Origin of the sequence: Streptomyces sp. NA04227 (assembly GCF_013364195.1) — a bacterium.
Lineage (GTDB): Bacteria > Actinomycetota > Actinomycetes > Streptomycetales > Streptomycetaceae > Streptomyces.
This window is the reverse complement of the sequence record NZ_CP054918.1, coordinates 959,891-985,304: the sequence shown is the minus strand read 5'-3', so window position 1 is coordinate 985,304 and position 25,414 is coordinate 959,891. Positions and strand designations below refer to the sequence as shown.

20 protein-coding genes and 1 tRNA gene are annotated in these 25,414 nt (G+C 71.3%); 10 read left to right on the top strand and 11 right to left on the bottom strand.

The window, feature by feature from the left end:
- Nucleotides 1-103: 103 nt before the first annotated feature.
- A complete protein-coding gene (locus HUT18_RS03965) occupies nt 104-538 on the bottom strand; it encodes a YchJ family protein (protein ID WP_176097870.1) in 435 nt (144 codons plus the stop codon).
- Between the two features lie 243 nt (nt 539-781).
- A tRNA-Leu gene (locus tag HUT18_RS03960) sits at nt 782-866 on the bottom strand.
- 180 nt (nt 867-1,046) lie between these two features.
- Between HUT18_RS03960 and HUT18_RS03955 the strand changes: the two genes are divergently transcribed.
- Nucleotides 1,047-2,375, top strand: a complete 1,329-nt coding sequence (locus tag HUT18_RS03955; protein WP_176097869.1) for a M20/M25/M40 family metallo-hydrolase — start codon at nt 1,047-1,049, stop codon at nt 2,373-2,375.
- A gap of 320 nt (nt 2,376-2,695) precedes the next feature.
- Complete coding sequence (locus HUT18_RS03950) at nt 2,696-2,929, top strand: chaplin (RefSeq protein ID WP_176097868.1); 234 nt, start codon at nt 2,696-2,698, stop codon at nt 2,927-2,929.
- A gap of 327 nt (nt 2,930-3,256) precedes the next feature.
- Here the strand turns inward: HUT18_RS03950 and HUT18_RS03945 are convergent, their stop codons facing one another.
- Nucleotides 3,257-3,445 (bottom strand): DUF5703 family protein, encoded by a 189-nt coding sequence (locus tag HUT18_RS03945; protein WP_040258433.1) that lies wholly within the window; start codon nt 3,443-3,445, stop codon nt 3,257-3,259.
- A gap of 48 nt (nt 3,446-3,493) precedes the next feature.
- Here HUT18_RS03945 and HUT18_RS03940 point away from each other — a divergent pair, with 48 nt between their 5' ends.
- On the top strand, nt 3,494-4,381 hold the full coding sequence (locus HUT18_RS03940) for a hypothetical protein (RefSeq protein WP_176097867.1): 888 nt from the start codon (nt 3,494-3,496) through the stop codon (nt 4,379-4,381).
- A 251-nt stretch (nt 4,382-4,632) separates the two neighbouring features.
- Here the strand turns inward: HUT18_RS03940 and HUT18_RS03935 are convergent, their stop codons facing one another.
- Complete coding sequence (locus HUT18_RS03935; RefSeq protein WP_176097866.1) at nt 4,633-7,137, bottom strand: helix-hairpin-helix domain-containing protein; 2,505 nt, start codon at nt 7,135-7,137, stop codon at nt 4,633-4,635.
- On the bottom strand, nt 7,134-8,117 hold the full coding sequence (locus tag HUT18_RS03930) for an aldo/keto reductase (protein ID WP_176097865.1): 984 nt from the start codon (nt 8,115-8,117) through the stop codon (nt 7,134-7,136). Before HUT18_RS03930 ends, HUT18_RS03935 begins: the two co-directional genes overlap by 4 nt.
- Before the next feature lie 144 nt (nt 8,118-8,261).
- Between HUT18_RS03930 and HUT18_RS03925 the strand changes: the two genes are divergently transcribed.
- Complete coding sequence (locus HUT18_RS03925; RefSeq protein ID WP_176104273.1) at nt 8,262-9,317, top strand: LLM class F420-dependent oxidoreductase; 1,056 nt, start codon at nt 8,262-8,264, stop codon at nt 9,315-9,317.
- A gap of 472 nt (nt 9,318-9,789) precedes the next feature.
- The gene (locus HUT18_RS03920; protein ID WP_176097864.1) at nt 9,790-10,578 is read left to right on the top strand and encodes a ferritin-like domain-containing protein; all 789 of its coding nucleotides are present in this window, start codon (nt 9,790-9,792) and stop codon (nt 10,576-10,578) included.
- Between the two features lie 78 nt (nt 10,579-10,656).
- On the opposite strand, the gene corA is transcribed toward HUT18_RS03920, so the two are convergent.
- Entirely contained in the window at nt 10,657-11,652 is a 996-nt protein-coding gene (gene corA / locus HUT18_RS03915; RefSeq protein WP_176097863.1) for a magnesium/cobalt transporter CorA, read from the bottom strand.
- A gap of 73 nt (nt 11,653-11,725) precedes the next feature.
- Here corA and HUT18_RS03910 point away from each other — a divergent pair, with 73 nt between their 5' ends.
- The 5 genes from HUT18_RS03910 (at nt 11,726) to HUT18_RS03890 (ending at nt 18,575) form a co-directional block, all read left to right on the top strand.
- Nucleotides 11,726-12,424, top strand: coding sequence for a histidine phosphatase family protein (locus HUT18_RS03910; protein ID WP_176097861.1), 699 nt, complete (start codon nt 11,726-11,728; stop codon nt 12,422-12,424).
- Between the two features lie 67 nt (nt 12,425-12,491).
- Nucleotides 12,492-13,091: a DUF3090 domain-containing protein gene (locus HUT18_RS03905; RefSeq protein ID WP_176097859.1), complete on the top strand. Its 600-nt coding sequence runs from the start codon at nt 12,492-12,494 to the stop codon at nt 13,089-13,091.
- Complete coding sequence (locus tag HUT18_RS03900; protein WP_176097857.1) at nt 13,055-13,873, top strand: SCO1664 family protein; 819 nt, start codon at nt 13,055-13,057, stop codon at nt 13,871-13,873. Before HUT18_RS03905 ends, HUT18_RS03900 begins: the two co-directional genes overlap by 37 nt.
- Before the next feature lie 171 nt (nt 13,874-14,044).
- The gene (mshC, locus tag HUT18_RS03895; RefSeq protein WP_176097855.1) at nt 14,045-15,274 is read left to right on the top strand and encodes a cysteine--1-D-myo-inosityl 2-amino-2-deoxy-alpha-D-glucopyranoside ligase; all 1,230 of its coding nucleotides are present in this window, start codon (nt 14,045-14,047) and stop codon (nt 15,272-15,274) included.
- A 247-nt stretch (nt 15,275-15,521) separates the two neighbouring features.
- A complete protein-coding gene (locus tag HUT18_RS03890) occupies nt 15,522-18,575 on the top strand; it encodes an NPCBM/NEW2 domain-containing protein (protein ID WP_176097853.1) in 3,054 nt (1,017 codons plus the stop codon).
- A gap of 126 nt (nt 18,576-18,701) precedes the next feature.
- On the opposite strand, the gene HUT18_RS03885 is transcribed toward HUT18_RS03890, so the two are convergent.
- From HUT18_RS03885 to HUT18_RS03865, 5 genes are all read right to left on the bottom strand, one after another.
- A complete protein-coding gene (locus tag HUT18_RS03885) occupies nt 18,702-19,715 on the bottom strand; it encodes a PAC2 family protein (protein ID WP_176097851.1) in 1,014 nt (337 codons plus the stop codon).
- A gap of 214 nt (nt 19,716-19,929) precedes the next feature.
- Nucleotides 19,930-20,988 (bottom strand): LLM class flavin-dependent oxidoreductase, encoded by a 1,059-nt coding sequence (locus HUT18_RS03880; RefSeq protein WP_176097849.1) that lies wholly within the window; start codon nt 20,986-20,988, stop codon nt 19,930-19,932.
- 287 nt (nt 20,989-21,275) lie between these two features.
- On the bottom strand, nt 21,276-22,877 hold the full coding sequence (locus tag HUT18_RS03875; protein WP_176097847.1) for a glycerol-3-phosphate dehydrogenase/oxidase: 1,602 nt from the start codon (nt 22,875-22,877) through the stop codon (nt 21,276-21,278).
- A 42-nt stretch (nt 22,878-22,919) separates the two neighbouring features.
- Nucleotides 22,920-24,473, bottom strand: a complete 1,554-nt coding sequence (glpK, locus tag HUT18_RS03870; RefSeq protein WP_176097846.1) for a glycerol kinase GlpK — start codon at nt 24,471-24,473, stop codon at nt 22,920-22,922.
- Between the two features lie 52 nt (nt 24,474-24,525).
- Entirely contained in the window at nt 24,526-25,317 is a 792-nt protein-coding gene (locus HUT18_RS03865; RefSeq protein WP_176097844.1) for an MIP/aquaporin family protein, read from the bottom strand.
- Nucleotides 25,318-25,414: the final 97 nt, after the last annotated feature.

Genomic DNA, 25,414 nt, shown 5'->3' with positions numbered 1-25,414 from the left:
ACCCGGAGGGGTTTGGCGAGCGGAGTCGCGAGCTTCGGAGATCTTGCAGGTTCCTGGCCGTCGGCTACCGCGCCCGTGCCAGGCGGCAGTTGGCGCCGGACGCTCAGCCCGCCACGTCCCCGTCGACGTACACCCATGCCCCTTCGTACCGCTCGAACCTGCTGTGCTCGGCAAGGACTCCGCCGCCCTGTGCGTCCTCGTAGGAGGCACGGAACGTGACGGTCCCGGTGGTGTGGAAGGCCGAGCCGCCCTCGGTACGGAGGATCTCCAGACCGCGCCAGCGCGTGCCGCTGTCGAGATCCAGCCGCGCGGGACGTGTGCGCGGATGCCAGGTGCGCAGCAGATAGTCCGCCTCGCCCCGGGCGAAGGCGCTGTAGCGCGAGCGCATCAGGGCCTCGGCGGTCGGCGCGGGCGAGGCCCCCGTATGACAGGCCCCGCAGCAGTCGGCGTACGTCCTGCCGGTGCCGCAGGGGCAGGCCGCGGCGGCCGTCCGGGAGTTGGTGACGGGGCGCTGGTTGCGGGAAGTGCGGCGGGCCATGGGGCCATTGTGCCGGGTGGGGCGGGGCGAGGGTCGGTCGCACGAGCACGAGCATGAGCACGAGCACGAGCACGAGCACGAGCATGAGGGCGAGTACGAGCCGAGGCGCGAGCCAGATGTCCGTACGGGAGGGATCGAGGCGCCCGCAGGAACGGAAAACGGGCCGTGACGTCGTGTCACGGCCCGTATCTCTGCTCGCTCGCGGCGACTCTCGAAGCAGGACTTCGAGAGGCCCAAGAGGAGTGTCCGAGGGGGGACTTGAACCCCCACGCCCGATAAAGGGCACTAGCACCTCAAGCTAGCGCGTCTGCCATTCCGCCACCCGGACTCGGTGGTGTTGCGCGGTCTCCCGCGGCGACGTGGAAAACCATAGCAAACATCGGACAGTGCCTGATCACCCCATTGTTTTACGGCCGCATGACGTAGCGCGCCGAGCCTTGGGGCGCGGCCCGCTCCCGGGGGAGGATGGGTGACGACCAACAGATCGGCGACGGCGGAAGGATGCAGCGTGAGCGAGTCGAAGGCGGCAGGAGCCGGCGTGACCGCACAGGACGAGGTGGTCGACCTCTGCCGTGACCTCATCCGGATCGACACCAGCAACTACGGCGACCACTCGGGGCCGGGGGAACGCAAGGCCGCGGAGTACGTCGCGGAGAAGCTCGCCGAAGTGGGCGCCGAGCCGCAGATCTTCGAGTCCCACCCCGGGCGGGCGTCCGTGGTGGCCCGGATCGAGGGCGAGGACACCTCGCGTCCCGCGCTGCTCATCCACGGGCACACCGACGTGGTCCCGGCCAACGCGGCGGACTGGACGCACCACCCCTTCTCCGGGGAGATCGCGGACGGCTGTGTCTGGGGCCGCGGCGCGGTCGACATGAAGGACATGGACGCGATGACCCTCGCGGTCGTCCGCGACCGTCTGCGCAGCGGCCGCAAGCCCCCGCGCGACATCGTGCTCGCCTTCCTCGCCGACGAGGAGGCGGGCGGTGTGTACGGCGCGCGGCACCTGGTCGACAAGCACCCGGGGCTCTTCGAGGGCGTGAACGAGGCGATCGGCGAGGTCGGTGGCTTCTCCTTCACGGTCAACGAGAACCTGCGGCTCTATCTGGTCGAGACGGCGCAGAAGGGCATGCACTGGATGCGCCTGACGGTCGAGGGCACCGCGGGCCACGGCTCGATGACCAACAGCGACAACGCCATCACCGAACTGTGCGAGGCGGTGGGCAGGCTCGGCCGCCACGAGTGGCCGGTGCGCGTCACCAAGACCGTACGGTCCTTCCTGGACGAGCTGTCCGACGCGCTCGGCACCCCGCTGGACCCGGAGGACATGGAGGCCACGCTCGCCAAGCTCGGCGGCATCGCCAAGATGATCGGCGCGACCCTGCGCAACTCGGCGGCGCCCACGATGCTCGGCGCCGGGTACAAGGTCAACGTCATCCCCGGGGCGGCCACCGCGCACGTCGACGGGCGCTTCCTGCCCGGCTACGAGGAGGAGTTCCTCGCCGATCTCGACCGCATCCTCGGCCCGCGCGTACGGCGCGAGGACGTGCACGGCGACAAGGCTCTGGAGACCAGCTTCGACGGCGATCTGGTGGACGCCATGCAGAGCGCGCTGAGCGCCGAGGACCCCATCGCCCGTGCTGTGCCGTACATGCTCTCCGGCGGCACCGACGCCAAGTCCTTCGACGACCTCGGCATCCGCTGCTTCGGCTTCGCGCCCCTCCAGCTGCCGCCGGAGCTGGACTTCGCGGGCATGTTCCACGGGGTGGACGAACGCGTGCCCACCGAGGGCCTGAAGTTCGGCGCCCGGGTGCTTGACCGGTTCATCGACGCCAGCTGAGCCGGGGCGGCGGCCGTGGCGGGGCGTGTCCCGTTCCGGCCGCCGTCGGTTTCTCTGTTGCCTGTTGCCCGTCGCCGCCGCGGTGCCGTCAACGCAGCGCCGTCAACACAGCGCCGTCAACCGGTCGTTGGCCCCTCGGCCCGTCGGCGGGGGGCCGGCGGGGCGAACGGGCAGTTGGGGGAGGGTCGCCAACTGCCGTGGCCACAGGGTCGGTTGACCGAACGAGTGAAAGCTGCGGTCTGCTCGTAGCTCTATTACTCCGTTCTCGTTACAGGTGATGCGATCCGGGGCCCGGATCGCCTTGCCAACGAGGAGGAATAATGATCAAGAAGACCCTTGCCGCTGTCGTTGCCACCGGTGGTCTCGTGCTCGCGGGCGCCGGTGTCGCCTCCGCCAGCTCCGGCGCCCAGGGTGCCGCTGTGGACTCCCCGGGAGTCGTGTCCGGCAACGTCATCCAGGTTCCCGTGCACGTGCCGGTGAACGTCTGCGGCAACACGATCAACGTGATCGGTCTGCTCAACCCGGCCGTGGGCAACACCTGCGTCAACAAGTGATGTTGCGCATCGAACAGTGACCTCGTGTCCTGTCCCGTGAGGGAGGGGCCCGTCGGTTCCGCAACGCGCGCCTCGTGCCCGCTCCCGGAGCCGACGGGCTTTTCGGGTTCGTGCGCGCCGTTCAACCGGGGCGTGTTCCCTGTTCCGGAGGCTCTTGCCATGACGGAGAGCGAGCGGGCGTGCACGGTGCCGCCCTCTCGCGCTCCCTGCCACCGGACGGTTCAGGAGTGATTCATCTCACTCGTACGGGCAGGGTGAAAGAAGGGAACGGGCCCGTGCGGGACGGGGCCCGTTCCGGTCGCCGCGCGGTCGGGGGACCGGGGAGCATCACCAGGTGGCGCGCACCTGACGGATGATCCGCCGCTTCAGCCGCACCCTGCGGCTGCCGTCGGTCCGCAGCGACAGGCGGTCCAACTCCCAGTGTCCGTACTCGGCATGGTCCGTGAGGAGACGCGTCGCTTCCTTGCGCGAGACCCCTCGCGGCACGTACACATCGACGAATTCGTATTCCGGCATCGCTATCTATTGTGCGGGCAAGGTGCCGATACGGATAGCGTCTGCCCTATGTCTGATGCTGCGCAGCCCACCGCTGCCGAGGTACGCGCCGCCGCGGAGGCGGTCAAGACCGCGCTCGACCGTCACCTGGCGGCTGTCGAGCGCAGGTCGGGTGAGGACGACCCGGCCGTCTACGAGGCGTTCAACGAACTGGCCGCGGCGGCAGAGGAGTACGACGAGCTCCTCTACGACCGCTACGACGAGGTCACCCCCTTCGAGATCCCCGGCGGCCAGGACGGCCTGGCACCGTACGCCGGGCCCGAGGTGCCGAACGCGCTCAGCGTGCTGATCCGACGCGACTACGCCGTGACGGAACCCCAGCGGCTGGTGGCCCAGGCACAGCGCATCGAGGCGGCCGAACGCGGCCGCGGCGAACCCGCAGACGGCTCCGCCGACACCCTCCAGGGTGCCGTGGGCGTCGTCTTCGGCGAGTTCGATCCGGACGACATCGCCTCCCGGCACAAGGAGTTCGGCCTGGAGGAGGGCGACTCCACACTCTGGATCACGGCCTCCTCCGAGACCGCCGAACCGGGCGAATGGCTCGCCGCACCCTTCGAGGAGATCGACGCCGCCAGCGTCGCCTTCCGCTTCGACGTGAGCGCCGTCTTCGACGAGGACCTCGACGACGACCTGCACGACCTCGACGACGGGGACGGCCCGGCGGGCGGACGCAGTGGCTCCAGGAACCCGAAGAGCCTTGGCTCCTCGGACGACGCGGCCGACTCCGACGAGGACGAGGACGAGGCAGAGGAAGAAGACGAGGACGGGGACGAGGTCGAAGGGTCCGACGACGAGGGCGACTTCGACGAGGACGAGGACGAGGACGAAGACGAGGACGGCGAGTCCGATGAGGACGACGACCTCGAACGGGAGCAGCGCATGCAGGCCGAACGGTAGGCAGGCGTCCGGCCGTTCAGGGCGTCGGTGACGGCGCGAGCCGGAGCGGAGTGGCGCGCGCCGCGATGACGTGGGGTGCGCCGACCGTCGGCGAGGTGACCGGCCGCTGTTCGGCTGGTGATCTGTGCGGTGTTGGCACGGTGGATGAGGGCCCGGACTTTGTTCCGGGCCCGTTGTGTGTGTGAGCACGTCCAACTCCGGGGCGTAAGTGGGACCGACTCAGTCGTCGGCCCCACCGCACGACGGCTCGCTCAGCCCTGAGCCGGTGCCTCCCCGGCCGCAGGGGTGCGGAGCAAGGTGGTCAGGCGGGTGGTGCGGGGCTTTGCCGGGCGGTCGGCGACCGCTTCGGGGAGGGCGTGGTCCACGCCGTGGACCACGGACAGGTGGCGCTCGCCGCGTCCGAAGGCCGTGTATACCCAGGACCGGGTCAGGGCCGCGCCCGTATCGCCGGGAAGCACCACGACGGCCGTCGGCCAGCGTCGGCCCGCCGCCTGCTGCGCGGTGACCGCCCAGCCGTGAGAGACGACTTCGGGTACCTGTTCCTTCGGTACGGCCACCGCGCCGCCCTCGCAGTCCAGATGGAGCCCGGCCGCGTCGGCGCGGACCACGACTCCCGGCACCGCACGGCCCGGCGCGGGTGTGTGCACCACCCGGTCGCCCGGGTCGAATCCGCCGAAGCGGCCGGGGCCCGGATTCAGCCGTTCCTTGAGCGCCGCGTTGAGTGCCCCGGCACCCGCCGCACCGCCGTGGCCGGGAGTGATCACCTGGGTCTCCCCGGGAGCGACCCCGAAGGTGCGGGGCACCGAATCGGCGACGAGCTGGACCGTACGGTGCACCGCCTCGCCGGGGTCCCGGACCGGGACGATGACGATCTCCTTGCCGGGCGCGGCCACTTGGAGCAGTTCACCCGCGCCGATGCCGGACACCAGCTCGCCGAGCGGACCCGGATCGGGCGTACGCGAGGCGATCTGCGGACAGCGGCGCGCGGCGAGCAGATCGGCGAACACCCGCCCCGGCCCCGCCGACCACAGCACCGCGGGATCGCCGCTGAGCACCAGACGCGCCCCGTCCGGCAGCGCCTCGACCAGCGACGCGGCCGTCTCCACGTCGAGTTGGGGAGCGTCGAGCACCACCAGCAGATCGAGCTCGAAGGTGCCCTCGGCCGACCTGGCGGGGCCCCCGTGCCCGCCCAGGAGCGCGGCGACGGTGGTGATCCACGGGCGTGCGTCGTGCGGTTGAGGCTGTCGCGGGGCTTTCGCGGCGACTGCCTCGCCACCGGGGTCGACCACTTCGCCCTCGGCACCGTCCGTGGCCCCGCTCGCCGCGTCCCCAGCAGCGGCGGAGTCCTTGTCCGCACCCAGCAGCGAGCCGAAGTGCCCAGCCCCGTAAGGAGTATGAGCCGCCACGCACACCCGCAGCCCCGCGCGCAGGGCACGGGAGACCACCGCCGCGGGCTCGGCCCGGGAGGCCTCCCCGCCGGTGTGCAGTGCCAGGGCGTGCTCCGCGACCGCGCGGGAGAGCTCCGCCGCCGCGCCCCGCAGGCCCTCGGCGGTGCCCTCCCAGCGGGCCGTGGACTCGTCCAGGGGGGTGCCGATGAGCCGGGCGATACCGTCGGCCAGGCTCTCCTCCGCCAGTGCGTACCGTTCGAGGCCGAGCAGCACCCGTACCGGCCGCTCGTCCTCCGTGTCCTCCGCGTCCTCGGACCGCTTGGCGTCGACCGGGCCGGGGGCGTCGTCCAGGGCGTCCTGGAACACCAGGATCTCGCCCTCGGCGATGGCGCTCTGTACGGCTTCCTCGGGCTCGGGCACGGAGTAGCGGCCGAGCGCACGGGCGAGCGTCGGCGCTTCGAGCGCCGTGTGCCCGGCCGCCGCGGCCTGTTCGAGCAGCCGGACGGTCAGCGCCCGGCCGCGGCGCTCGTCGGCGGGCGAGCACTCCGGGCCGAGCAGGGCACGGGCGAAGCCGTCGGCCTGCTCCGGGCGCACCGTGCCGACCCGCAGCAACTGCCAGGGGTCCGCGCGCAGTTGCTCGTCCGCCCCTTGACCGAGTGCCTGCGCGGCGGGCAGGGCGAGGGAACCGGGGGCGCCGCCCTCGGCCAGCACCGCGCCGACCGCCTCGACGAGTTCGGCGGAGGGGCCCGTCGGCACGGTGGGGGCGGCGGCGGGGCGTGGCTGCGAGGGTTCGGGCGTCACCGGGCGGCGCGGTGCCTCGGGCTCGGCGAAGACGGACGCGGCGGGCCGCTCACCGCTCTCCACCGCTCGTACGGCGGCGAGCAGATCGGCCGCCTTGCCGCTCAGCTTGGTACCCGCGTCGACGGGCCCCTGTTTGTCCGCCTTGCGCTGCTCGATCCGCGCCCGCAACTCCCGCTGCGCCGCCAACTCCGCTTCGGCCTCCGACAGTTCGGCACTCTTACCGTCGCCGTCACTGTCACCGCCTCCGGCCTCACTGCCGTCCTCGGCGTCGCCACCGGCGTCAGCGCCAGCGTCGACATCAGCCCCGGCGTCGGCGTCGGCACCGGCTTCGTCCTCGGCCGAGTCCTCAGCACCGGCACTCGTCGCCGAGTCCTCCGCCCCGGCCCCACCGCCCCCTTCGAGCTCCGCACCGGCCGCACCGGCCGCACCGGCCGTATCAGCCGTACCGCCGTCCCCCACCCCAGCCGTACCGCCGCCCTCCTCAAGCCCGTTGGACCCCCCGGCCCCCGCGCTCCCTCCTGCGGCCCCCGAGTCCGAGTTGCGGGCGAGGGCGGGTTCGGCGTTCACAGCGTGCTCCAGTCGTGATCGGGATAGCGATGCACCGGGGCGGAGACGTCGTCGAGCGCCCGGCAGATCTCGTCAGGAAGACTAAGTGCCTCCACTGACAATGCGGCTCTGAGCTGCTGCGCGTTGCGCGCGCCGACGATCGGGGCGGTGACCCCGGGGCGGTCGCGGACCCAGGCCAGTGCCACCTGAAGGGGTGTTGCCGCGAGGCCGTCGGCCGCCGTCACCAGGGCGTCCACGATCCTGCTCGCGGTGTCGTCGAGATAGGGCGCGACGAAGGGCGCCAGGTGTTCCGAACCGCCGCGTGAATCGGCGGGGGTGGAGTGCCGGTACTTGCCGGTGAGCACCCCGCGGCCGAGTGGTGAGGAGGGGAGCAGTCCCACGCCCAGATCCAGGGCCGCGGGCAGCACTTCGCGTTCGACGCCGCGCTGGAGCAGCGAGTATTCCATCTGCGTACTGGCGATCCGGGTGCGTGTCCCGGGCGCCGCCAACTGCCAGGTGGCCGCCTTCGCCAGTTGCCAGCCGCAGAAGTTGGACACTCCCGCGTACCGCGCCCGGCCACTGCTCACCGCCAGATCCAGGGCCTGAAGGGTCTCCTCCACAGGGGTCGCGGGGTCGAAGGCGTGCACCTGCCACAGGTCGACGTAGTCCGTGCCGAGCCGGGCCAGTGAGGCGTCCAGGGCGCCGAGCAGATGGCCGCGGGAGCCGTCGAAGCGTCGCTCGGGGTCGGGCACGCTGCCCGCCTTGGTGGCGATGACGAGGTCCCGTCTGGGCACCAGGCTGTCGACGAGCCGCCCGAGCAGATACTCCGCCTCGCCGTCGCCGTACACGTCCGCGGTGTCAAGCAGCGTGCCGCCCGCTTCCCAGAAGGCCTTCAGGAGATCCGCCGCGTCGTTCTCGTCGGTGCCTCGTCCCCAGGTGAGGGTGCCGAGCCCGAGACGCGAGACGCGCAGACCTGTACGGCCCAGATGCCTGTGCTCCATGGGCGCTGAGATTACTGGCCGAGCGGCGCCGCGTGGGCACCCTGTGGACAACCTGTCGCCACGGCCGTCCTGACGTGGCGCCGGACGGACGTTATGGTCGGCGGCACAGGGACATTACTGCTCGGTAAGGAGATGTGGATGGCCATGCAGCTCGGGATCAACCTCGGTTACTGGGGCGCCGGAATGGACGCCGACAATCTGCAGGTGGCCAAGGAGGCGGACCGGCTCGGCTACGCGGTCTGCTGGGCCGCCGAGGCCTACGGTTCGGACGGGCCGACCGTACTGGCCTGGGTGGCCGCGCAGACCGAGCGCATCGACGTCGGTTCGGCCATCTTCCAGATCCCCGCGCGTCAGCCCGCGATGACCGCGATGACCGCGGCCACCCTCGACTCCCTCTCCGGCGGCCGGTTCCGGCTCGGCCTCGGCGTCTCGGGCCCCCAGGTCTCCGAGGGCTGGTACGGCGTCAAGTTCGACAAGCCGCTGTCGCGCACCCGCGAGTACGTCGAGATCGTGCGCAAGGCGATGAGCCGCGAGCGCCTGTCCTACGAGGGCGAGCACTGGACGCTTCCGCTGCCCGACGGCCCCGGCAAGGCGATCAAGCTCACCGTGCACCCCGAGCGCGAGCGGATCCCGCTGTACATCGCCGCGATCGGCCCGAAGAACCTCCAGCAGACCGGCGAGATCGCCGACGGCGCGCTGCTCATCTTCCCCGCCGCCGAGCACCTGGAGGAGACCGCGCTGCGCCACCTGCGGGCGGGCCGCGAGAAGGCGGGCCTGACGATGGACGGCTTCGACGTCGTACCGACGCTGCCGCTGGCGCTCGGCGACGACAAGGACGTGGCCACCCTCGCGGACACCTTCCGCCCGTACACGGCGCTGTACGTGGGCGGCATGGGCAGCCGCAAGCAGAACTTCTACAACCAGCTTGCCCAGCGCATGGGTTACGAGCAGGCCGCCGCCGAGATCCAGGACAAGTACCTGGCGGGCGACAAGCAGGGCGCCGCCGCCGCGGTGCCGCAGGACCTGATCGACTCGACCACGCTGCTCGGTTCGGTGGAGCGGATCGCGGACCGGATGAAGGCGTACGCGGCGGCCGGAGTCACCACCCTGACCCTGGCGCCCGCGGGCTTCTCCCTCGACGAGCGGCTCGCCTCGCTGCGGGCCGGGGTCGAGGCCCTGGAACTGGCCGGGCTGGGCTAGGGCCTGTCGTTTGGATCTTGTCGGGGTCGCGGGGTCTGGCACGCACATCTGCGGCGTTGTCGTCAATCACCATGGCTCCGCCATGCCTCAATCCTCCGCCTTGCAGCTGCACGCACCAGCCCCCGCTCGGGTCGAACGCAAGGAACCGTCGGTTTTGCCGACCAGATCCAAACGAAAGGCCCTAGCCGCACCGGCCGGGCGGCGCGCGCCCGGCGCCCACACGTGGCCGCGCCCCGGCCCGGACAGGTTCCGGGCCGGGGCGCGGCCGTGAGCGGAAGGTCGTTCGCGGCCGTGGTGGGGGCTCGGGGGTCTCCCCGCCACGGCCGTCATGTCTCCCAACGCGCCAGGGGGCGCGCTGGTTACGCTCCGCACCTCATTCGATCGGCTCAGTTGTCCGACTGTCGGGTTGCCGGTCCCGCGAAGCCGCAATGTACTCGTACTTTGCGGGACTTCGTACGGAGGTGACTGTCAGATGCTGTCGGCCAAGAGTCTGTTCACGGAGATCTTCGACAACGACGAGTCGTTCCGGCTGTTCTGCTCCATCGCCGCGAGCGGAGAGGCGCAGGGCGGCTGGGAGAACGGCCGTATCGCCGCCCTCGTCCCCGAGAGCCAGCGGGCCCTCGCGCCCAAGATCACGCGGCACGGCGCGGACGAGGACAAGCACGGCAGGATCTTCCGGGCGCTGATGAAGAAGCGCGGTCTGACGGCCACCGAGGTCCCCGCCGAGACCGACTACACGATGCTGCTCGAAAGGAGCGGCATCGGCCTGCCGCACGACCGGCTCGGCGGCGAAGTGCCCCTGACGGTCGAGGACATCGTCACCTACCTCGCGCACAGCAGGGTCACCGAACAGCGCGCCTCGGAGCAGATGGACCTGCTCCGCAAGCACTTCGGGGACCACCCCGACGTCGGCCGCGCGGTGCAGATGATCTCCGGCGACGAGGACAACCATCTCGCGTACTGCCACGAGGAGTTGCTGCGTTTCGCCCGGGCCGGTCACGGCCGCGCGATCCAGGGCATCCTGCGCGAGTGCGCCCTCGCCGAGATCCGCATCTACCGTGACGTCAGCCTCGCGGTGATGGCCCACATGGGCCGGATCCTGGGCTGGCCGCGTGCCAAGTCCGCGGTGCTCGCGGCGGGCATCCACGCGGTGTACCGGTACGAACGGCTGGTCGGCTGGCGGCGGATGGTCTCCCTCGCGATGCCCGAGCGCCGCAACGCCCTCGGCGGCCCGGCGGCCACCGCGCCCGAGTTCGCCTGAGCACGACCCCGGCACATGCCCAACTGCCGTACGGGCAGGGCTCCTTGCTCGTACGGCCGTTCTCTGACCGTACCGCCGTCACATCCATCCGCGCCGCTTGAACAGCCGGTACAGGCAGACCTCGAGGACCACCAAGAGCCCCATCAACGCGGGGTACGACCAGACCCAGTGGAGCTCGGGCATGTGGTCGAAGTTCATGCCGTAGATCCCGGCGATCATGGTGGGCACGGCGGCCATCGCGGCCCAGGCGGAGATCTTGCGCATGTCGTCGTTCTGCCGGACGCTCATCTGCGCCAGATGGGCCGAGAGCACGTCCGAGACGAGTCGGTCCAGCGACTCTGTGGTGTCGTTGACCCGGGTCAGATGGTCGCTCACATCGCGGAAGAACGGCTCGGCCGTGTCCTCCAGGAACGGCAGGGCGGGGGAGGCCGGTCCGGCCCCCGCCAGCCGTGCCACCGGGGCGGCGAGCGGCCCGGTGGCCCGCCGGAACTCCAGGATCTGGCGCTTGAAGAGATAGATCTGGGAGGCGGCGGCGCGCGCCCCGCCGGTGGGGGCGAAGACCTCGGCCTCCAGGATCTCCAGGTCGTTCTGCAGCTCGGTGGCGACCTCCAGATAGTGGTCCACCACCGCGTCCGCGATCGTGTAGAGGACCGCGGTCGGGCCGTGCCGCAGGGTCTCGCGCTCGTGCTCCAGACGGTGTCGGACCCGGGCGAGCGTGGTGTCCTCGCCGTGCCGGACGGTCACCACGAAGGCGTCGCCGATGAAGATCATCAGCTCGCCGGAGGTGACGGTGTCGCTGTGCGGCTCGTACTCGACCGGCTTGAGGACCATGAACAGCGAGTCGTCGTAGACCTCCAGCTTCGGCCGCTGGTGCGCGTTGAGCGAGTCCTCCACGGCGAGTTTGTGGAGCTGGAACTCCTCCGCGACGCGGGCGAACTCCGGCGCGGTGGGTGCGTGCAGGCCGATCCACACAAAGGAGTTCCTGGCGGCCCGCGCCGAGGCGAGAGCGTCGGAGAGGTCGGCGGGCTCCTCGGCCCGCCGCCCGTCCCGGTACACGGCGCAGTCGACAATCATCACGCCGATTCTTCCCCGGTGCGCCCCGGCCCGCACCCGACGCGTACGTGCGTCCTCGCCTACCCTGGCCCGCATGCCGACGCTGCTGCTGGTACGCCATGGACGCTCCACCGCCAACACCGCGGGACTGCTTGCCGGGTGGACACCCGGGGTCGCCCTCGACGAGCGGGGCGCGGCCCAGGCCGCGGCGCTGCCGGACCGGCTGGCCGGGATCGAGCTGGCCGCCGCAGTGTCCAGCCCGCTCCAGCGCTGCCAGGAGACGCTCGCCCCGCTGCTCGCCGCGCGGCCGGGCCTCGCCCCGCACACCGAGGACCGCATCGGCGAGTGCGACTACGGCGACTGGTCCGGCCGCAAGCTCGCCGAACTGCTCGACGAGCCGCTGATGGAGGTCGTCCAGCAGCACCCCTCGGCCGCGGCGTTCCCCGGCGGCGAGTCGATGCGGGCCATGGCCGCCAGGGCGGGCGAGGCGGTACGGGAGTGGAATGAGCGGATCGAGCGCGAGCACGGGGCGGACGCGACGTACGTCATGTGTTCGCACGGCGACATCATCAAGGCCCTGGTGGCGGACGCGCTCGGGCTGCACCTGGACCTGTTCCAGCGGATCGCGGTCGAGCCCTGCTCGGTCACCGTCATCCGCTACACCAGGGTGCGGCCCTTCCTGATCCGGCTCGGCGACACCGGCGACTTCGCCTCGCTGCTGCCCCGCCCGGCCCCCGCCGACCAGGCACCGGACGGCGAGGCGACCGTCGGGGGCGGTGCGGGCGCACCGTGATCGTCCGCCGCAGTAGGGTGAGCCGGTCGCCACTGGAAGTTGCCCCCGATTCGCTGGGAGACAGGTCGTGTCCCGTCAGGTGTTTCTGTACGACCCGCCGGAGCGCTTCGTAGCCGGCACGGTCGGGCTCCCCGGGCGCCGCACCTTCTTTCTGCAGGCCTCGGCCGGTGGCCGCGTGACGAGTGTCGCCCTGGAGAAGACACAGGTCGCCGCGCTCGCCGAACGCATGGACGAACTGCTCGACGAGGTCGTGCGGCGCAGCGGCGGCAGTGCCTCGGTGCCCGCCGTCGCGCCCACCGAGATCGCCGACACCGCGCCCCTGGACGCCCCCGTCGAGGAGGAGTTCCGGGTCGGCACCATGGCACTGGCCTGGGACGGCGACGAGCAGCGGATGGTGGTCGAGGCGCAGGCCCTGGTGGAGCTGGACCTCGACGGCGCCGACAGCGAGGAGGACCTCGCCGAGGCCGAGGAGCGGCTGCTCCAGGACGAGGAGAACGGGCCCCCGATGCTGCGGGTCCGGCTCAGCGGCGCCCAGGCGCGGGCCTTCGCCAAACGCGCCCTCGACGTCGTCAACGCGGGCCGCCCGCCGTGCCCGCTGTGCAGTCTTCCGCTCGACCCGGAGGGGCACGTATGCCCGCGCCAGAACGGCTACCGGCGCGGGCAGTGAACGCAGAGGAGTTGCTCCGCGAGGGCGAGCTGACGGTACGCGGACGCATCCGCGAGGCATCCAACGCCGTGCTGCTGTGCGAGGTCGTCCACGGCGACCAGCGCGCCGAGTGCGTCTACAAGCCGGTCGCGGGCGAGCGGCCGCTGTGGGACTTCCCCGACGGCACCCTCGCCCAGCGCGAGGTCGCCGCGTACGAGGTCTGTGAGGCGCTCGGCTGGGGTCTGGTGCCGCCGACGGTGCTGCGCGAGGGCCCGTACGGCACGGGCATGTGCCAGCTGTGGATCGACGCGGAGCCGGACGGGGAACTGCTCGCCCTGGTGGACACCGAGGAACCGGGGCCCGGCTGGAAGTCGGTCGGCTTCGCCGAGGTGGGGGAGGGCAGGACCGCGCTGCTCGTGCACGCCGACGACGCGCGGCTGCGCAGGCTGGCCGTCCTCGACGCCGTGATCAACAACGCCGACCGCAAGGGCGGCCACCTGATACCGGGCCCGGACGGCCGCCTCTACGGGATCGACCACGGTGTGACCTTCAACGCCGAGAACAAGCTCCGCACCCTGCTGTGGGGCTGGGCGGGTGAGCCGCTCACCGAGGAGGCGCTGCGCGCGCTCCAGGCCCTGGACAAGGCGCTCACCGGGGGCGAACCGCTCGCCCGGCGGCTGTCCGCGCTGATCACCGAGGCGGAGGCCGAGGCCCTGCGCGCCCGGGTCGGCGCCCTGCTGGCGACCGGTGTGCACCCGGTGCCCAGCGGGGACTGGCCGCCCATTCCCTGGCCGCCGGTGTAGCGCAGACCCGGCCGACTATGGCCGAAATTCGCCGTACAGGTACGGGGCTCCCTCGTACCCGTCTCCGGGGTGCCATCGGGCACACCGCCGCCGAACCCGCAAGAGCGCCCAACAGGCCATCTGCACCACTCCGGTTCGTATACGGAACATGTGTCCGGTTAGGCTCGGGGCATGCATGCCTGGCCAGCTTCTGAGGTCCCCGCCCTTCCCGGCGCGGGCCGCGACCTCCGGATCCACGACACCGCGACCGGTGGCCTCGTCACCCTCGACCCCGGTCCCGTCGCCCGTATCTACGTCTGCGGTATCACCCCGTACGACGCGACCCACCTGGGTCACGCGGCGACCTACAACGCGTTCGACCTCGTGCAGCGCGTGTGGCTCGACACCAAGCGCCAGGTCCACTACGTGCAGAACGTGACGGACATCGACGATCCGCTGCTCGAGCGCGCGCAGCGGGACGGCGTCGACTGGGCGGGGCTCGCCGAGAAGGAGACCGCCCTGTTCCGCGAGGACATGACGGCACTGCGGATGCTGCCGCCCCGGGAGTACATCGGCGCGGTCGAGGCCATACCCGGCATCGTCCCGCTGGTGGAGCGCCTGCGGGACGCGGGCGCCGCCTACGAGCTCGACGGCGACGTCTACTTCTCCGTCGAGGCGGACCCGCATTTCGGCCAGGTCTCCGGACTGGACGCGGCGGCCATGCGGCTGCTGTCGGCCGAGCGCGGCGGGGACCCGGACCGTCCGGGCAAGAAGAACCCGCTCGACCCGATGCTGTGGATGGCCGCCCGTGAGGGCGAGCCCCACTGGGACGGCGCCTCGCTGGGCCCGGGCCGTCCGGGCTGGCACATCGAGTGCGTGGCGATAGCACTCGACCACCTCGGGATGGGCTTCGACGTCCAGGGCGGCGGCAGCGACCTCGCCTTCCCGCACCACGAGATGGGCGCCTCCCACGCCCAGGCGCTGACCGGCGAGTTCCCCTTCGCCAAGGCGTATGTGCACGCCGGAATGGTGGCGCTGCACGGGCAGAAGATGTCCAAGTCCAAGGGCAATCTGGTCTTCGTCTCCCAGCTCCGGCGGGACGGCGTCGACCCGGCCGCCATCCGGCTGAGCCTGCTCGCCCATCACTACCGGGCCGACTGGGAGTGGACGGACGCCGTACTGGACACCGCGGTGGAGCGGCTCGCCCGCTGGCGCGCCGCCGTCTCGCGCCCGGACGGACCGAGCGCCGAGGCCCTGGTCGAGGAAGTGCGCGAGGCCCTCGCCAACGATCTCGACGCTCCCGCCGCGCTGGCCGCGGTGGACCGCTGGGCGGCACTCCAGGAGGAGAGCGGCGGCACCGACGAAGGGGCGCCCGGAGTGGTGACCCGCACCGTCGACGCACTGCTCGGCGTGGCTCTCTAGAACGGGAGTGACCGCACCCGGAGCCGTCGGCAAGCGGCACCGGGAGCACCAACAACCGCTGTGGCCCCCGGACTTCACCACGAAGTCCGGGGGCCTTCGTTGTGCCCGGACGCTGCCCGGACCGCGCCGGGACTCGGTCGGCGGGTGAACCCGAACCACACCCGAACTCGGTCGGAGTGAGCTCGAACCACACCGAACTCTGCCGTAACCCTTGCCTCCGTGCTCGAAGCTGCGCTAAAAGCTCACCATGCAAACACGAATACGCAAGAGGTTGGCTGTTGCGGGAGCCCTTGCGGGACTTCTGGCGACATGCGTGGGAACAGCGGGAGCGGCGCAGGCCGAAGACCCCGCACCGGAGGGCACGACCGTCGGCGACGTCACGGACTTCTCCGCCGACGGCTCCGTCTTCCACCTTCAGGCGGGCAAGGCCGAGGCCCGGGTCAGCTTCGTGGACCAGGAGACCTTCCGTATCGAGCTCGCCCCGGACGGCAAGTTCACCGATCCGACCGGCAAGGACATCGTGCAGCCGCAGGGCAAGCCGCCCGCCGCGCGCTGGAAGGAGAGGGACGACCGCTACGAGCTGAGCACGGACCAGGTCACGCTGCGCGCGTACAAGTCCCCGCTCCGCTTCGCCCTGTACCGGGCGGACGGCACCAAGCTGTGGTCCGAGACCAAGGGTCTGACCTGGACCAAGGACGCGACCACCCAGAGCCTGGACCGCGGCGCGAGCGAGCAGTTCTACGGCGCCGGGATGCAGAACGGCCGCGGCAACACCTCGCACCGCGGCCAGAAGGTCGAGGTCGGCGTCGACTACAACTGGAACGACGGCGGCCACCCCAACTCGGTGCCGTTCTACCTCTCCACCGCCGGATACGGGGTCTTCCGCAACACCTACGCCCCCAACACGTACACCTTCGGCGAGCCCGTCACCGCCGCCGCCAAGGAACAGCGTTTCGACGCCTACTACTTCGCGGGCGGCTCGGCCAAGGACGTGATCGGCCAGTACACCTCGCTCACCGGCAAGCCGTTCCTGCCGCCCATCTACGGCCTGGAGATCGGCGACGCGGACTGCTATCTGCACAACGCCAACCGCGGCGAGCGGCACACCCTGGACTCGCTGAAGGTCGTCGACAAGTACCTCGAGAACGACCTCCCGCTCGGCTGGAAGCTCGTCAACGACGGCTACGGCTGCGGCTACGAGAACCTGGCCGAGACCGGCAAGGGCATGCAGGAGCGCAAGGCGCAGCTCGGACTGTGGACCGAGGACGGCCTGGACAAGCTGGCGGACCAGGTCAAGGCCGGTCAGCGGGTGGCCAAGCTGGACGTCGCCTGGGTCGGCGACGGCTACAAGTTCGCGCTCGACGGCTGCAAGGACGCCTATAAGGGCATCGAGGACAACAGCGACGCCCGCGGCCTCACCTGGGCGCCGGAGAGCTGGGCGGGCGCGCAGCGCTGCGGCGTGCAGTGGTCCGGCGACCAGTCCGGCAGCTGGGAGAACATCCGCTTCCAGATCCCCACGTACGCGGGCGCGACCATGTCCGGTCTCGCGTACACCACCGGCGACGTGGACGGGATCTTCGGCGGCAGCCCCAAGACGTACGTACGCGACATGCAGTGGAAGTCGCTGCTGCCGATGACGATGACCATGGACGGCTGGGCGGCCACCGACAAGCAGCCCTTCGTGCACGGTGAGCCGTACACCTCGATCAACCGCAAGTACCAGAAGCTGCACGAGGCCCTGCTGCCGTACCTGTACTCGTACGCGCACGAGGCCACCAAGACCGGTGTCGGCGCGGTCCGGCCGCTGGCCCTGGAGTACCCGGACGACCCGAAGGCCGCCACCGAGGCCGCCAAGTACGAGTTCCTGACCGGCGAGAACCTCCTGATCGCCCCGGTCTACGAGGACACCGACGTACGCGACGGCATCTACCTGCCCAAGGGCACCTGGACCGACTACTGGACGGGCCGCACCTACCAGGGCCCGACCACGCTCAACGGCTACAACGCCCCGCTCGACACCTTGCCGATGTTCGTCAAGGCGGGCGCCGCCGTGCCCATGTGGCCCGGCATCAGGTCCTACCAGGACCGCCGCCCCGACTCCCGGCTCGCCTGGGACGTCTACCCGCAGGGCTCCTCGTCCTTCACGCTGTACGAGGACGACGGCGTGACCCGTGAGCACCGCGCGGGCAAGTTCTCCACCCAGCAGGTCGAGGTACGCGCGCCCCGCCAGGGCGCCGGCGACGTGAGCCTCCAAGTGGGCGCCGCCAAGGGCCAGTTCGACGGCAAGGCGGCCAAGCGGCCGTACTCCTTCGCGCTGCACACCGCGGACGCCCCCTCCACCGTCGAACTCGGCGGCCGCAAGCTCGCCGCCCTCGGCTCCAAGTCCGCCTTCGACAAGGCGAGCGAGGGCTGGTACTACGACCGCGACGACCGGGCGGGCGTGATCCACGTCAAGACGGCGCCGCAGGCCACCGACCGGAGCTTCACGCTGCGCGCCACCGGCACCAGCGCGGTCGGCGGCAAGGTGCCGGGCGCCGGGGCCGCCGTCTCCGCGCCCTCGGGCCAGGAGATCGTGGTCGGCGCCGCTTCGAAGGTGAGCTTCGACGTCACCGCCGGCAACAGGACCGCCACCGACGTACGGCTCGAACTCGGCCTGCCGGAAGGCTGGAAGGCCGAGCAGCCCCGGACCATCGGCCGTATCGAGGCCGGAGCCACCGAGCGGGTCGAGGTGCGGGTCACCCCGCCCGCGGACGCCAGGTTCGGACAGAGCACCCTGACCACCCGGGCGCGTTACACCTCCGCCGGTGAACAGCGCACCGCCACGGGCCTGTTCGGGGTCTCCACCGTGCCCAAGCCGCCCACCGCGGACACCTGGGCGAGCGACATGGAGTGGCTGACCGACACCAACGGCTACGGTCCGGCGGAACGGGACCGCAGCAACGGCGAGTCCCAGGGGGACGACGGCCGCACCCTGACGCTGGCGGGCAAGACCTACGAGAAGGGGATCGGCACCCACGCCAACTCCGACATCGAGGTCTACCTCGGCGGCCAGTGCTCCCGCTTCACCGCCGACGTCGGCATCGACGACGAGATCCCCGACTACGGCGAGGTCGCCTTCTCCGTGGAGGCCGACGGCAAGGTCCTGTGGACCTCGCCCAAGGTCACCGGCTCCTCGGCCACCGTCCCGGTGGACCTGGACGTCTCCGGGGCCAAGCACCTGCGGCTGAAGGTCACCGACACCAACAAGAAGAAGACCGGTGACCACGGGGACTGGGCGGCTGCCCGGTTCAACTGCGGCTAGTTTGGCAGGAGTTGCCGCCGGAGGGCGGTAACGGGCGGCGGCCCGGTGGAAGTTCCACCGGGCCGCCGTCGTGTACTACGTCGTGTACTGCTCCGGGGCCGAGCCCCCGGCGAAGTCCTCGGGGCCTCAGCCCTCCGAGGAGCCCCCCGAGGAGTCCTCCGGGCCGCTGCCGCCGTCCTCCTCGCCGGTGGGCCGCGGCGACCTCGGCGGCTTGGTGCGCCCGCCGGTGCCCGGGTCCCGCAGGAACGGGGGACCCTCGCCGCCGTCGGTGGCGTGGCCGCCCGCGACCGGGCCGCCACCGCCGTCCCTGCGGCGCAGATAGCGCTCGAACTCGCGGGCGATCGCCTCGCCGGAGGCCTCCGGCAGCTCCGCGGTGTCCCGGGCTTCCTCCAGGGACTGCACGTATTCGGCCACCTCGCTGTCCTCGGCGGCCAGTTGGTCCACGCCCAGCTGCCAGGCCCGGGCGTCCTCGGCGAGTTCGCCGAGCGGGATCCGCAGGTCGATGAGGTCTTCGAGCCGGTTGAGCAGCGCCAGGGTGGCCTTGGGGTTGGGCGGCTGCGAGACATAGTGCGGGACCGCGGCCCACAGGCTCACCGCGGGCACCCCGGCATGGGTGCAGGCCTCCTGGAGAATGCCGACGATGCCCGTCGGGCCCTCGTAGCGGGTCTCCTCCAGGTTCATCGTGCGGGCCAGGTCCGGATCGGAGGTGACGCCGCTGACGGGCACCGGCCGGGTGTGCGGGGTGTCGCCGAGCAGCGCACCGAGCACCACCACCAGCTCGACACCCAACTCGTGGGCGAAGCCCAGGAGTTCGTTGCAGAAGGAGCGCCAGCGCATCGACGGCTCGATGCCGCGCACCAGGACCAGGTCACGGGGCTTGTCGCCGCCGACCCGGACCACCGACAGGCGCGTGGTGGGCCAGGTGATCTTGCGCACCCCGTCCTCCAGGAACACCGTCGGCCGGTTGACCTGGAAGTCGTAGTAGTCCTCCGCGTCCAGCGCGGCGAACACCTCGCCCTTCCACTCCTTCTCCAGATGCGCGACCGCCGTGGAAGCGGCGTCGCCCGCATCGTTCCAGCCCTCGAACGCGGCCACCATGACCGGGTCGATCAGCTCGGGAACCCCCTCGAGCTCGATCACCCAGCGCCTCCTTCCGACGTGCCCTCGTGTACGCCCCAACCTTACGGCTTCGTGCCGGGGGCGCCGCAGCCCGTGAACGCACGGTGCACAGAACCTTCCCAAGGAGTGGCCGCGCACTCCAGACCTGTGCGCGGAGCTCGTACGGCTGTCGGGTCGACAGGGGTGTGAAAGGGGGTGCGGGAGGGGGCGTGCAGGGCGCCGGGGCGGATCCGGCTCACTCCCACAGGGAGCTCGGCGCCGCGGCGCGTACCACCGGCGCGATCTCCTCCGCGAAGCGTTGCAGGGTCTCGCGCTGCTCGCCCGGGGAAAGCCCGAAGGCGTCGACGGTGACCGACTGCAGATCGTGCCGGTACAGCGCGTGGTATCCGAGGATCTTGTCGATGATCTGCTGCGGGGAGCCGATGAGTTGCGGCCCGTCCGCGATCGCCTCCTCGATGGTGCGGTACGGGGTGTTGTACCCGGCCTTGCCCTCCAGGTGCGGCCTGAAGCTCTGGCGCACCTTGGCCTCGTAGAGCTCCTTGTACCGGGCCACCGCCTCGCGTTCGCTGTCCGCGATGAGCAGTCCGCCGGAGCCCGCGGCGACATGGGCGCGCGCCGGATCGTGGCCGTACGCCGCGAAGCGCTCGCGGTAGTGGTCGATCAGTCGCGCGTAGGACTCACGGGGCTGGACGGCGTTCGCGGTGAACAGGGGATCGCCGTGCCGGGCCGCGAGTTCGGTGGAGTTGAGGCTGGTCGCCGAGCCGTGCCAGACGCGCGGCGGGCCGTCGAAGGGGCGCGGCACCGTGGTCACGTCCTTCAGCGGCGGGCGGAACTCGCCCTGCCAGTCGACGTTTTCCTCGCGCCAGAGCCGTCGCAGCAGCTCGTACTTCTCGCGCTGGAGGTCCCACTGCCGTGCCTCGTCGAGCCCGAACAGGGAGAAGTGCCCGGCCTCCGCGCCCTTGCCGACGACGAGTTCGACGCGGCCGCGCGAGAGCTGGTCGAGGGTGGCGTAGTCCTCGGCGACCCGTACCGGATCGAGGATGGCCACCACGGTGACGCCGGTCAGCAGCTTGATCCGCTCCGTGCGGGCGGCGAGCGCGCCGAGCAGCACGGTGGGACTGGAGGACAGGAAGGGGCCCGCGTGCCGCTCGCCGACGGCCACGGCGTCCAGGCCGAGCCGTTCGGCCTCCACACCGAGGTCGAGCACCTCGGCCAGCCGCTCGGCGGCGGGCTGCAGCCTGCCGGTCAGAGGATGCGGGGCGTGGTTGACGATCGAGAGGAGCTGGAACTTCACAGCCGTCCTTCCGCCGGGGGCGAACTTTGGCCGCGGCCCGTGCCGAAGGTGCCTCCCGCGGAAGGTCACCTCCGCTGTCGGCCGGAGGTGATCTCCACTGTCGGGCCCGGTTGTTGCGGGCGTGTGGAGCGCGCATTGCAGCCCTCGCGGGCCGGGGGCGGGGGAGCGGCGGCCGGGCGGGCGTGCGGGCATACGCAAGGGGCCGACCGTCAACCGGTCGGCCCCTGTGGACAGTTGGTCCACCGTCGCGCGTACTGCGGACTGCTTACTGTCTCCCGTACCGCGTACTAGCGCTCCAGCATCCCGTCGACCCTGGCCCGGATCTCGTCCGTGTCGAGGCCGCGGATGGTGAGCGTGGTGCGGCGGCGCAGCACGTCGTCCGCCGTCTCGGCCCACTCGTTGTCGCGGGCGTAGACCACCTGGGCCCAGATCTCCGGGGCGTCCGGGTGGATGCGCTCGGCGAGCTCGGGGTGCTCACCGGCCAGCCGGGCGATGTCCAGCGCGAGCGAGCCGTAGTGCGTGGCCAGGTGGCGGGCGGTGTCGGCGGCCATCCGCGGCGCGGGCGAGCCGTCGACGAGGAGGCGGTGGGTGACCGCGTGCGGGTTGGCGACACCCGGCAGTGGCAGCCGCTTGGGCAGCCGCGAGACCGGCTCCACGCCCGCGCCGAGCGGCCTGCCGGGCAGCGTGGCCAGTTTGTTGGTGATGGTGCGGCCGATGTGCCGGAACGTCGTCCACTTGCCGCCCGCCACCGACAGCATGCCGCCGGGGCCCTCGGTGACGACCGTCTCCCGCTTGGCCTTCGAGGTGTCGCCGGGACCGCCCGGCAGCACCCGCAGACCGGCGTACGAGTAGGTGATCAGATCCCGCTGGAGCTGCCGGTCGCGCACCGAGAAGGACGCCTCGTCGAGGATCTGGGCGATGTCGGCCTCGGTCACCGCGACATCGGCCGGGTCGCCCTCGTACTCCTCGTCGGTGGTGCCGAGCAGGAGCATGTCCTCCCACGGCAGGGCGAAGGTGATGCGGTACTTGTCGATCGGGGTGGCCAGGGCCGCGCGCCACTGGGAGGTGCGCTTGAGGATCAGGTGGGCGCCCTTGGAGAGCCGGATCGAGGGGGCCGCGGCCGGGTCCTCCATCCGTCGCAGGTGGTCCACCCAGGGGCCGGTGGCGTTGAGGACGATGTGCGCGTCGACACCGAACTCGCTGCCGTCGACCCGGTCCCGCAGCTCGGCGCCGGTGACCTGGCCACGGGTGAAGCGCAGCCCGGTGACCTCGGCGTGGTTGAGGACGACGGCGCCCGCGGTCACTGCCGCGCGCACCGTCATCATCGCCATCCGGGCGTCGTTCATCTGGTCGTCGCCGTAGACCGCGACGGCCTTCAGGCCCTCGGTGCGCAGCTCCGGCACGTCCTGGTGGGCCTTGGACGGGCTCAGCAGATGGCCGACGCCGTCGCCGAAGGCGGACAGCGCGGAGTACGCGAAGACACCGGCGCCGAGCTTGGCGGCACCGTGCGGGCCGCCCTTGTACACGGGCAGGTAGAAGGTGAGCGGGTTGGCGAGGTGCGGGGCGACCTGACGCGAGAGGGCGCGGCGTTCGAAGTGGTTCTCGGCGACCAGCTTCACCGCCCCCGTCTGGAGGTAACGCAGGCCGCCGTGCAGCAACTTGGACGAGGCGGACGAGGTGGCGCCGGCGAAGTCGCCGGCGTCCACCAGGGCCACCCGCAGACCGGACTGCGCGGCGTGCCAGGCGGTGGAGATGCCCAGGATGCCGCCGCCGATGACCAACAGGTCGTATGTCGTTGTGGACAGGCGTTGCCGGGTCTCGGCCCGCTCCGGGCGAGGACCCGCAGTCGGCTGCGCCCCGATGGACGGGACGCTCTGCAGGGTGGTCATGTGTCCAACTCCTCTTGTGCTCTTGAGCAGCCGCCCCGAAGGTCAGCTCTCGTCGTCGAGCCAGCCCATGGTCCGCTGCACGGCCTTGAGCCAGTTCTTGTACTCGCCCTCGCGGGTCTCGGCGTCCATACGAGGGGTCCACTCGGCGGCCCGGCGCCAGTTGGCGCGCAGCGCGTCGGTGTCCGGCCAGAAGCCGACGGCGAGACCGGCGGCGTAGGCGGCGCCGAGGCAGGTCGTCTCGGCCACCATCGGACGCACCACCGGCGCGTCCAGGAAGTCCGAAAGGGTCTGCATCAGCAGGTTGTTGGAGGTCATTCCGCCGTCGACCTTGAGCGTGGTCAGCTCGACGCCGGAGTCCTTGGTCATCGCGTCCGAGATCTCACGGGTCTGCCAGGCCGTGGCCTCCAGGACGGCGCGGGCGATGTGCGCCTTGGTCACGTACCGGGTGAGACCGGCGATCACGCCGCGGGCGTCCGAGCGCCAGTAGGGCGCGAACAGACCGGAGAAGGCGGGCACGAAGTAGGCGCCGCCGTTGTCCTCGACCGAGGAGGCGAGCGTCTCGATCTCGGCCGCCGACTTGATCAGGCCCATCTGGTCGCGCATCCACTGCACCAGCGAGCCGGTGACCGCGATCGATCCCTCCAGGGCGTACACCGGCTTCTGGTCGCCGATGCGGTAGCCGACCGTGGTCAGCAGGCCCGAGTAGGAGTTGATGATCTTCTCGCCGGTGTTGATCAGCATGAAGGTGCCGGTGCCGTACGTCGACTTGGCCTCGCCCTCGGCGAAACAGGTCTGGCCGAACAGCGCCGCCTGCTGGTCGCCGAGCGCCGAGGCGACCGGGATGCCGCCGAGCAGCTCGCCGAGGCGGCCGCCGCTGACCTCGCCGTAGACCTCGGCGGAGGAGCGGATCTCGGGCAGGACGGCGGCCGGGACCTCCATGGAGGTGAGGATCTTGTCGTCCCACTCCAGGGAGTGCAGGTTCATCAGCATGGTGCGCGAGGCGTTGGTCACGTCGGTGACGTGCACGCCGCCCTGGGCGCCGCCGGTCAGGTTCCAGATGACCCAGGAGTCCATGGTGCCGAAGAGGATCTCGCCCGCCTCGGCGCGCTCGCGCAGGCCCTCGACGTTGTCGAGCAGCCAGCGGATCTTGGGCCCGGCGAAGTAGCTCGCGAGCGGCAGTCCGGTCTCGCGGCGGAAGCGGTCCTGGCCGACGTTGCGGCCGAGGTCCCGGCACAGGGCGTCGGTACGGGTGTCCTGCCAGACCAGCGCGTTGTGCACCGGCTCACCGGTGTTGCGGTCCCACAGGACCGTGGTCTCGCGCTGGTTGGTGATGCCGATCGCTTTGATGTCCGCGCGGCCGATCCCGGCCTTGGCGATCGCCCCGGCGACGACCTCCTGGACGTTGGTCCAGATTTCCGCCGCGTCGTGTTCGACCCAGCCCGGCTTGGGGAAGATCTGCTCGTGTTCCTTCTGGTCGACCGAGACGATGCGTCCGTCCCGGTCGAAGACGATGCAGCGGCTGGACGTGGTGCCCTGGTCGATGGCGGCGATGAAGGGGCCGGTGCCGTGCGAGTGGCTCGCGGTCTGGTCGGTCACGGTGTGCTCCTGACGGTGGGGAGGGCGGGTGCGTACGCGATACGGAAACGGGTCAGGCGAAGGCGAGTTCGTAGAGCCCGCCTGCCAGGGCGCCGCCGATGAGCGGGCCGACGACCGGTATCCAGGCGTAGCCCCAGTCCGAGCCGCCCTTGTTGGGCAGCGGGAGCACGCTGTGCACGATGCGGGGGCCGAGGTCGCGTACCGGGTTGATGGCGTACCCGGTCGGGCCGCCGAGCGAGAGGCCGATGCCGACCACCACGAAGGACGTGATCAGCGCGCCGAGGATGCCCAGGCCCTCGCCCTCGGCGTTGAGGCCCTGCGTGAGGATGGCGAGGACCAGGACGGCGGTGGCGATGATCTCGGTGGCGAGGTTCTGCACCGTGTGCCGGATCTCCGGGCCGGTGGAGAAGATGCCGAGGACCGGGCCTGCGGCGGGTTCGGTCTTGCGGTCCACCATGCCCTCCTCGGCCGGCTGCGCCGTGAGGATCTCCGGGTCGGTCAGATGCGCCTGGAACTGTCCGTAGTACGTGATCCAGACCAGTGCGGCGCCGATCATCGCGCCGAGGAGCTGCGAGGCCAGGTACAGCGGGACGTCGCCCCACTCGGTGCCGCCCTCGATCGCGAGCCCGACGGTGACCGCCGGGTTGAGGTGGGCGCCGGAGACGCCGCCGGCCAGATAGGCGGCGGTGAGCACCGCGAAGCCCCAGCCGAAGGTGATCGCGAGCCAGCCCGCGTTGCGCGCCTTGGAGTGCTTGAGCGTGACGGCGGCGCAGACACCGCCGCCGAGCAGGATGAGTACGGCGGTCCCGATGACCTCGCCGGTGAAGATGTCGGAGTTGGACACCCGCGACTCCTTGTCCTTCGTCCAGGGGAAGGCGAACCCCGGGTCCCACCGGTGGTCCGTGCCCTCGGGTGAGGGCGTGCCGGCCCTTGGCCTTGCC

Coding starts and splice junctions, on each gene's coding strand:
- HUT18_RS03920 (WP_176097864.1), top strand. CDS start 9,790: ATGCTGTCGGCCAAGAGTCTGTTCACGGAGATCTTCGACAACGACGAG.
- HUT18_RS03930 (WP_176097865.1), bottom strand. CDS start 8,117: ATGGAGCACAGGCATCTGGGCCGTACAGGTCTGCGCGTCTCGCGTCTC.
- HUT18_RS03925 (WP_176104273.1), top strand. CDS start 8,262: ATGCAGCTCGGGATCAACCTCGGTTACTGGGGCGCCGGAATGGACGCC.
- HUT18_RS03900 (WP_176097857.1), top strand. CDS start 13,055: ATGCCCGCGCCAGAACGGCTACCGGCGCGGGCAGTGAACGCAGAGGAG.
- HUT18_RS03950 (WP_176097868.1), top strand. CDS start 2,696: ATGATCAAGAAGACCCTTGCCGCTGTCGTTGCCACCGGTGGTCTCGTG.
- HUT18_RS03910 (WP_176097861.1), top strand. CDS start 11,726: ATGCCGACGCTGCTGCTGGTACGCCATGGACGCTCCACCGCCAACACC.
- HUT18_RS03965 (WP_176097870.1), bottom strand. CDS start 538: ATGGCCCGCCGCACTTCCCGCAACCAGCGCCCCGTCACCAACTCCCGG.
- HUT18_RS03945 (WP_040258433.1), bottom strand. CDS start 3,445: ATGCCGGAATACGAATTCGTCGATGTGTACGTGCCGCGAGGGGTCTCG.
- corA (WP_176097863.1), bottom strand. CDS start 11,652: ATGATTGTCGACTGCGCCGTGTACCGGGACGGGCGGCGGGCCGAGGAG.
- HUT18_RS03890 (WP_176097853.1), top strand. CDS start 15,522: ATGCAAACACGAATACGCAAGAGGTTGGCTGTTGCGGGAGCCCTTGCG.
- HUT18_RS03940 (WP_176097867.1), top strand. CDS start 3,494: ATGTCTGATGCTGCGCAGCCCACCGCTGCCGAGGTACGCGCCGCCGCG.
- mshC (WP_176097855.1), top strand. CDS start 14,045: ATGCATGCCTGGCCAGCTTCTGAGGTCCCCGCCCTTCCCGGCGCGGGC.
- HUT18_RS03875 (WP_176097847.1), bottom strand. CDS start 22,877: ATGACCACCCTGCAGAGCGTCCCGTCCATCGGGGCGCAGCCGACTGCG.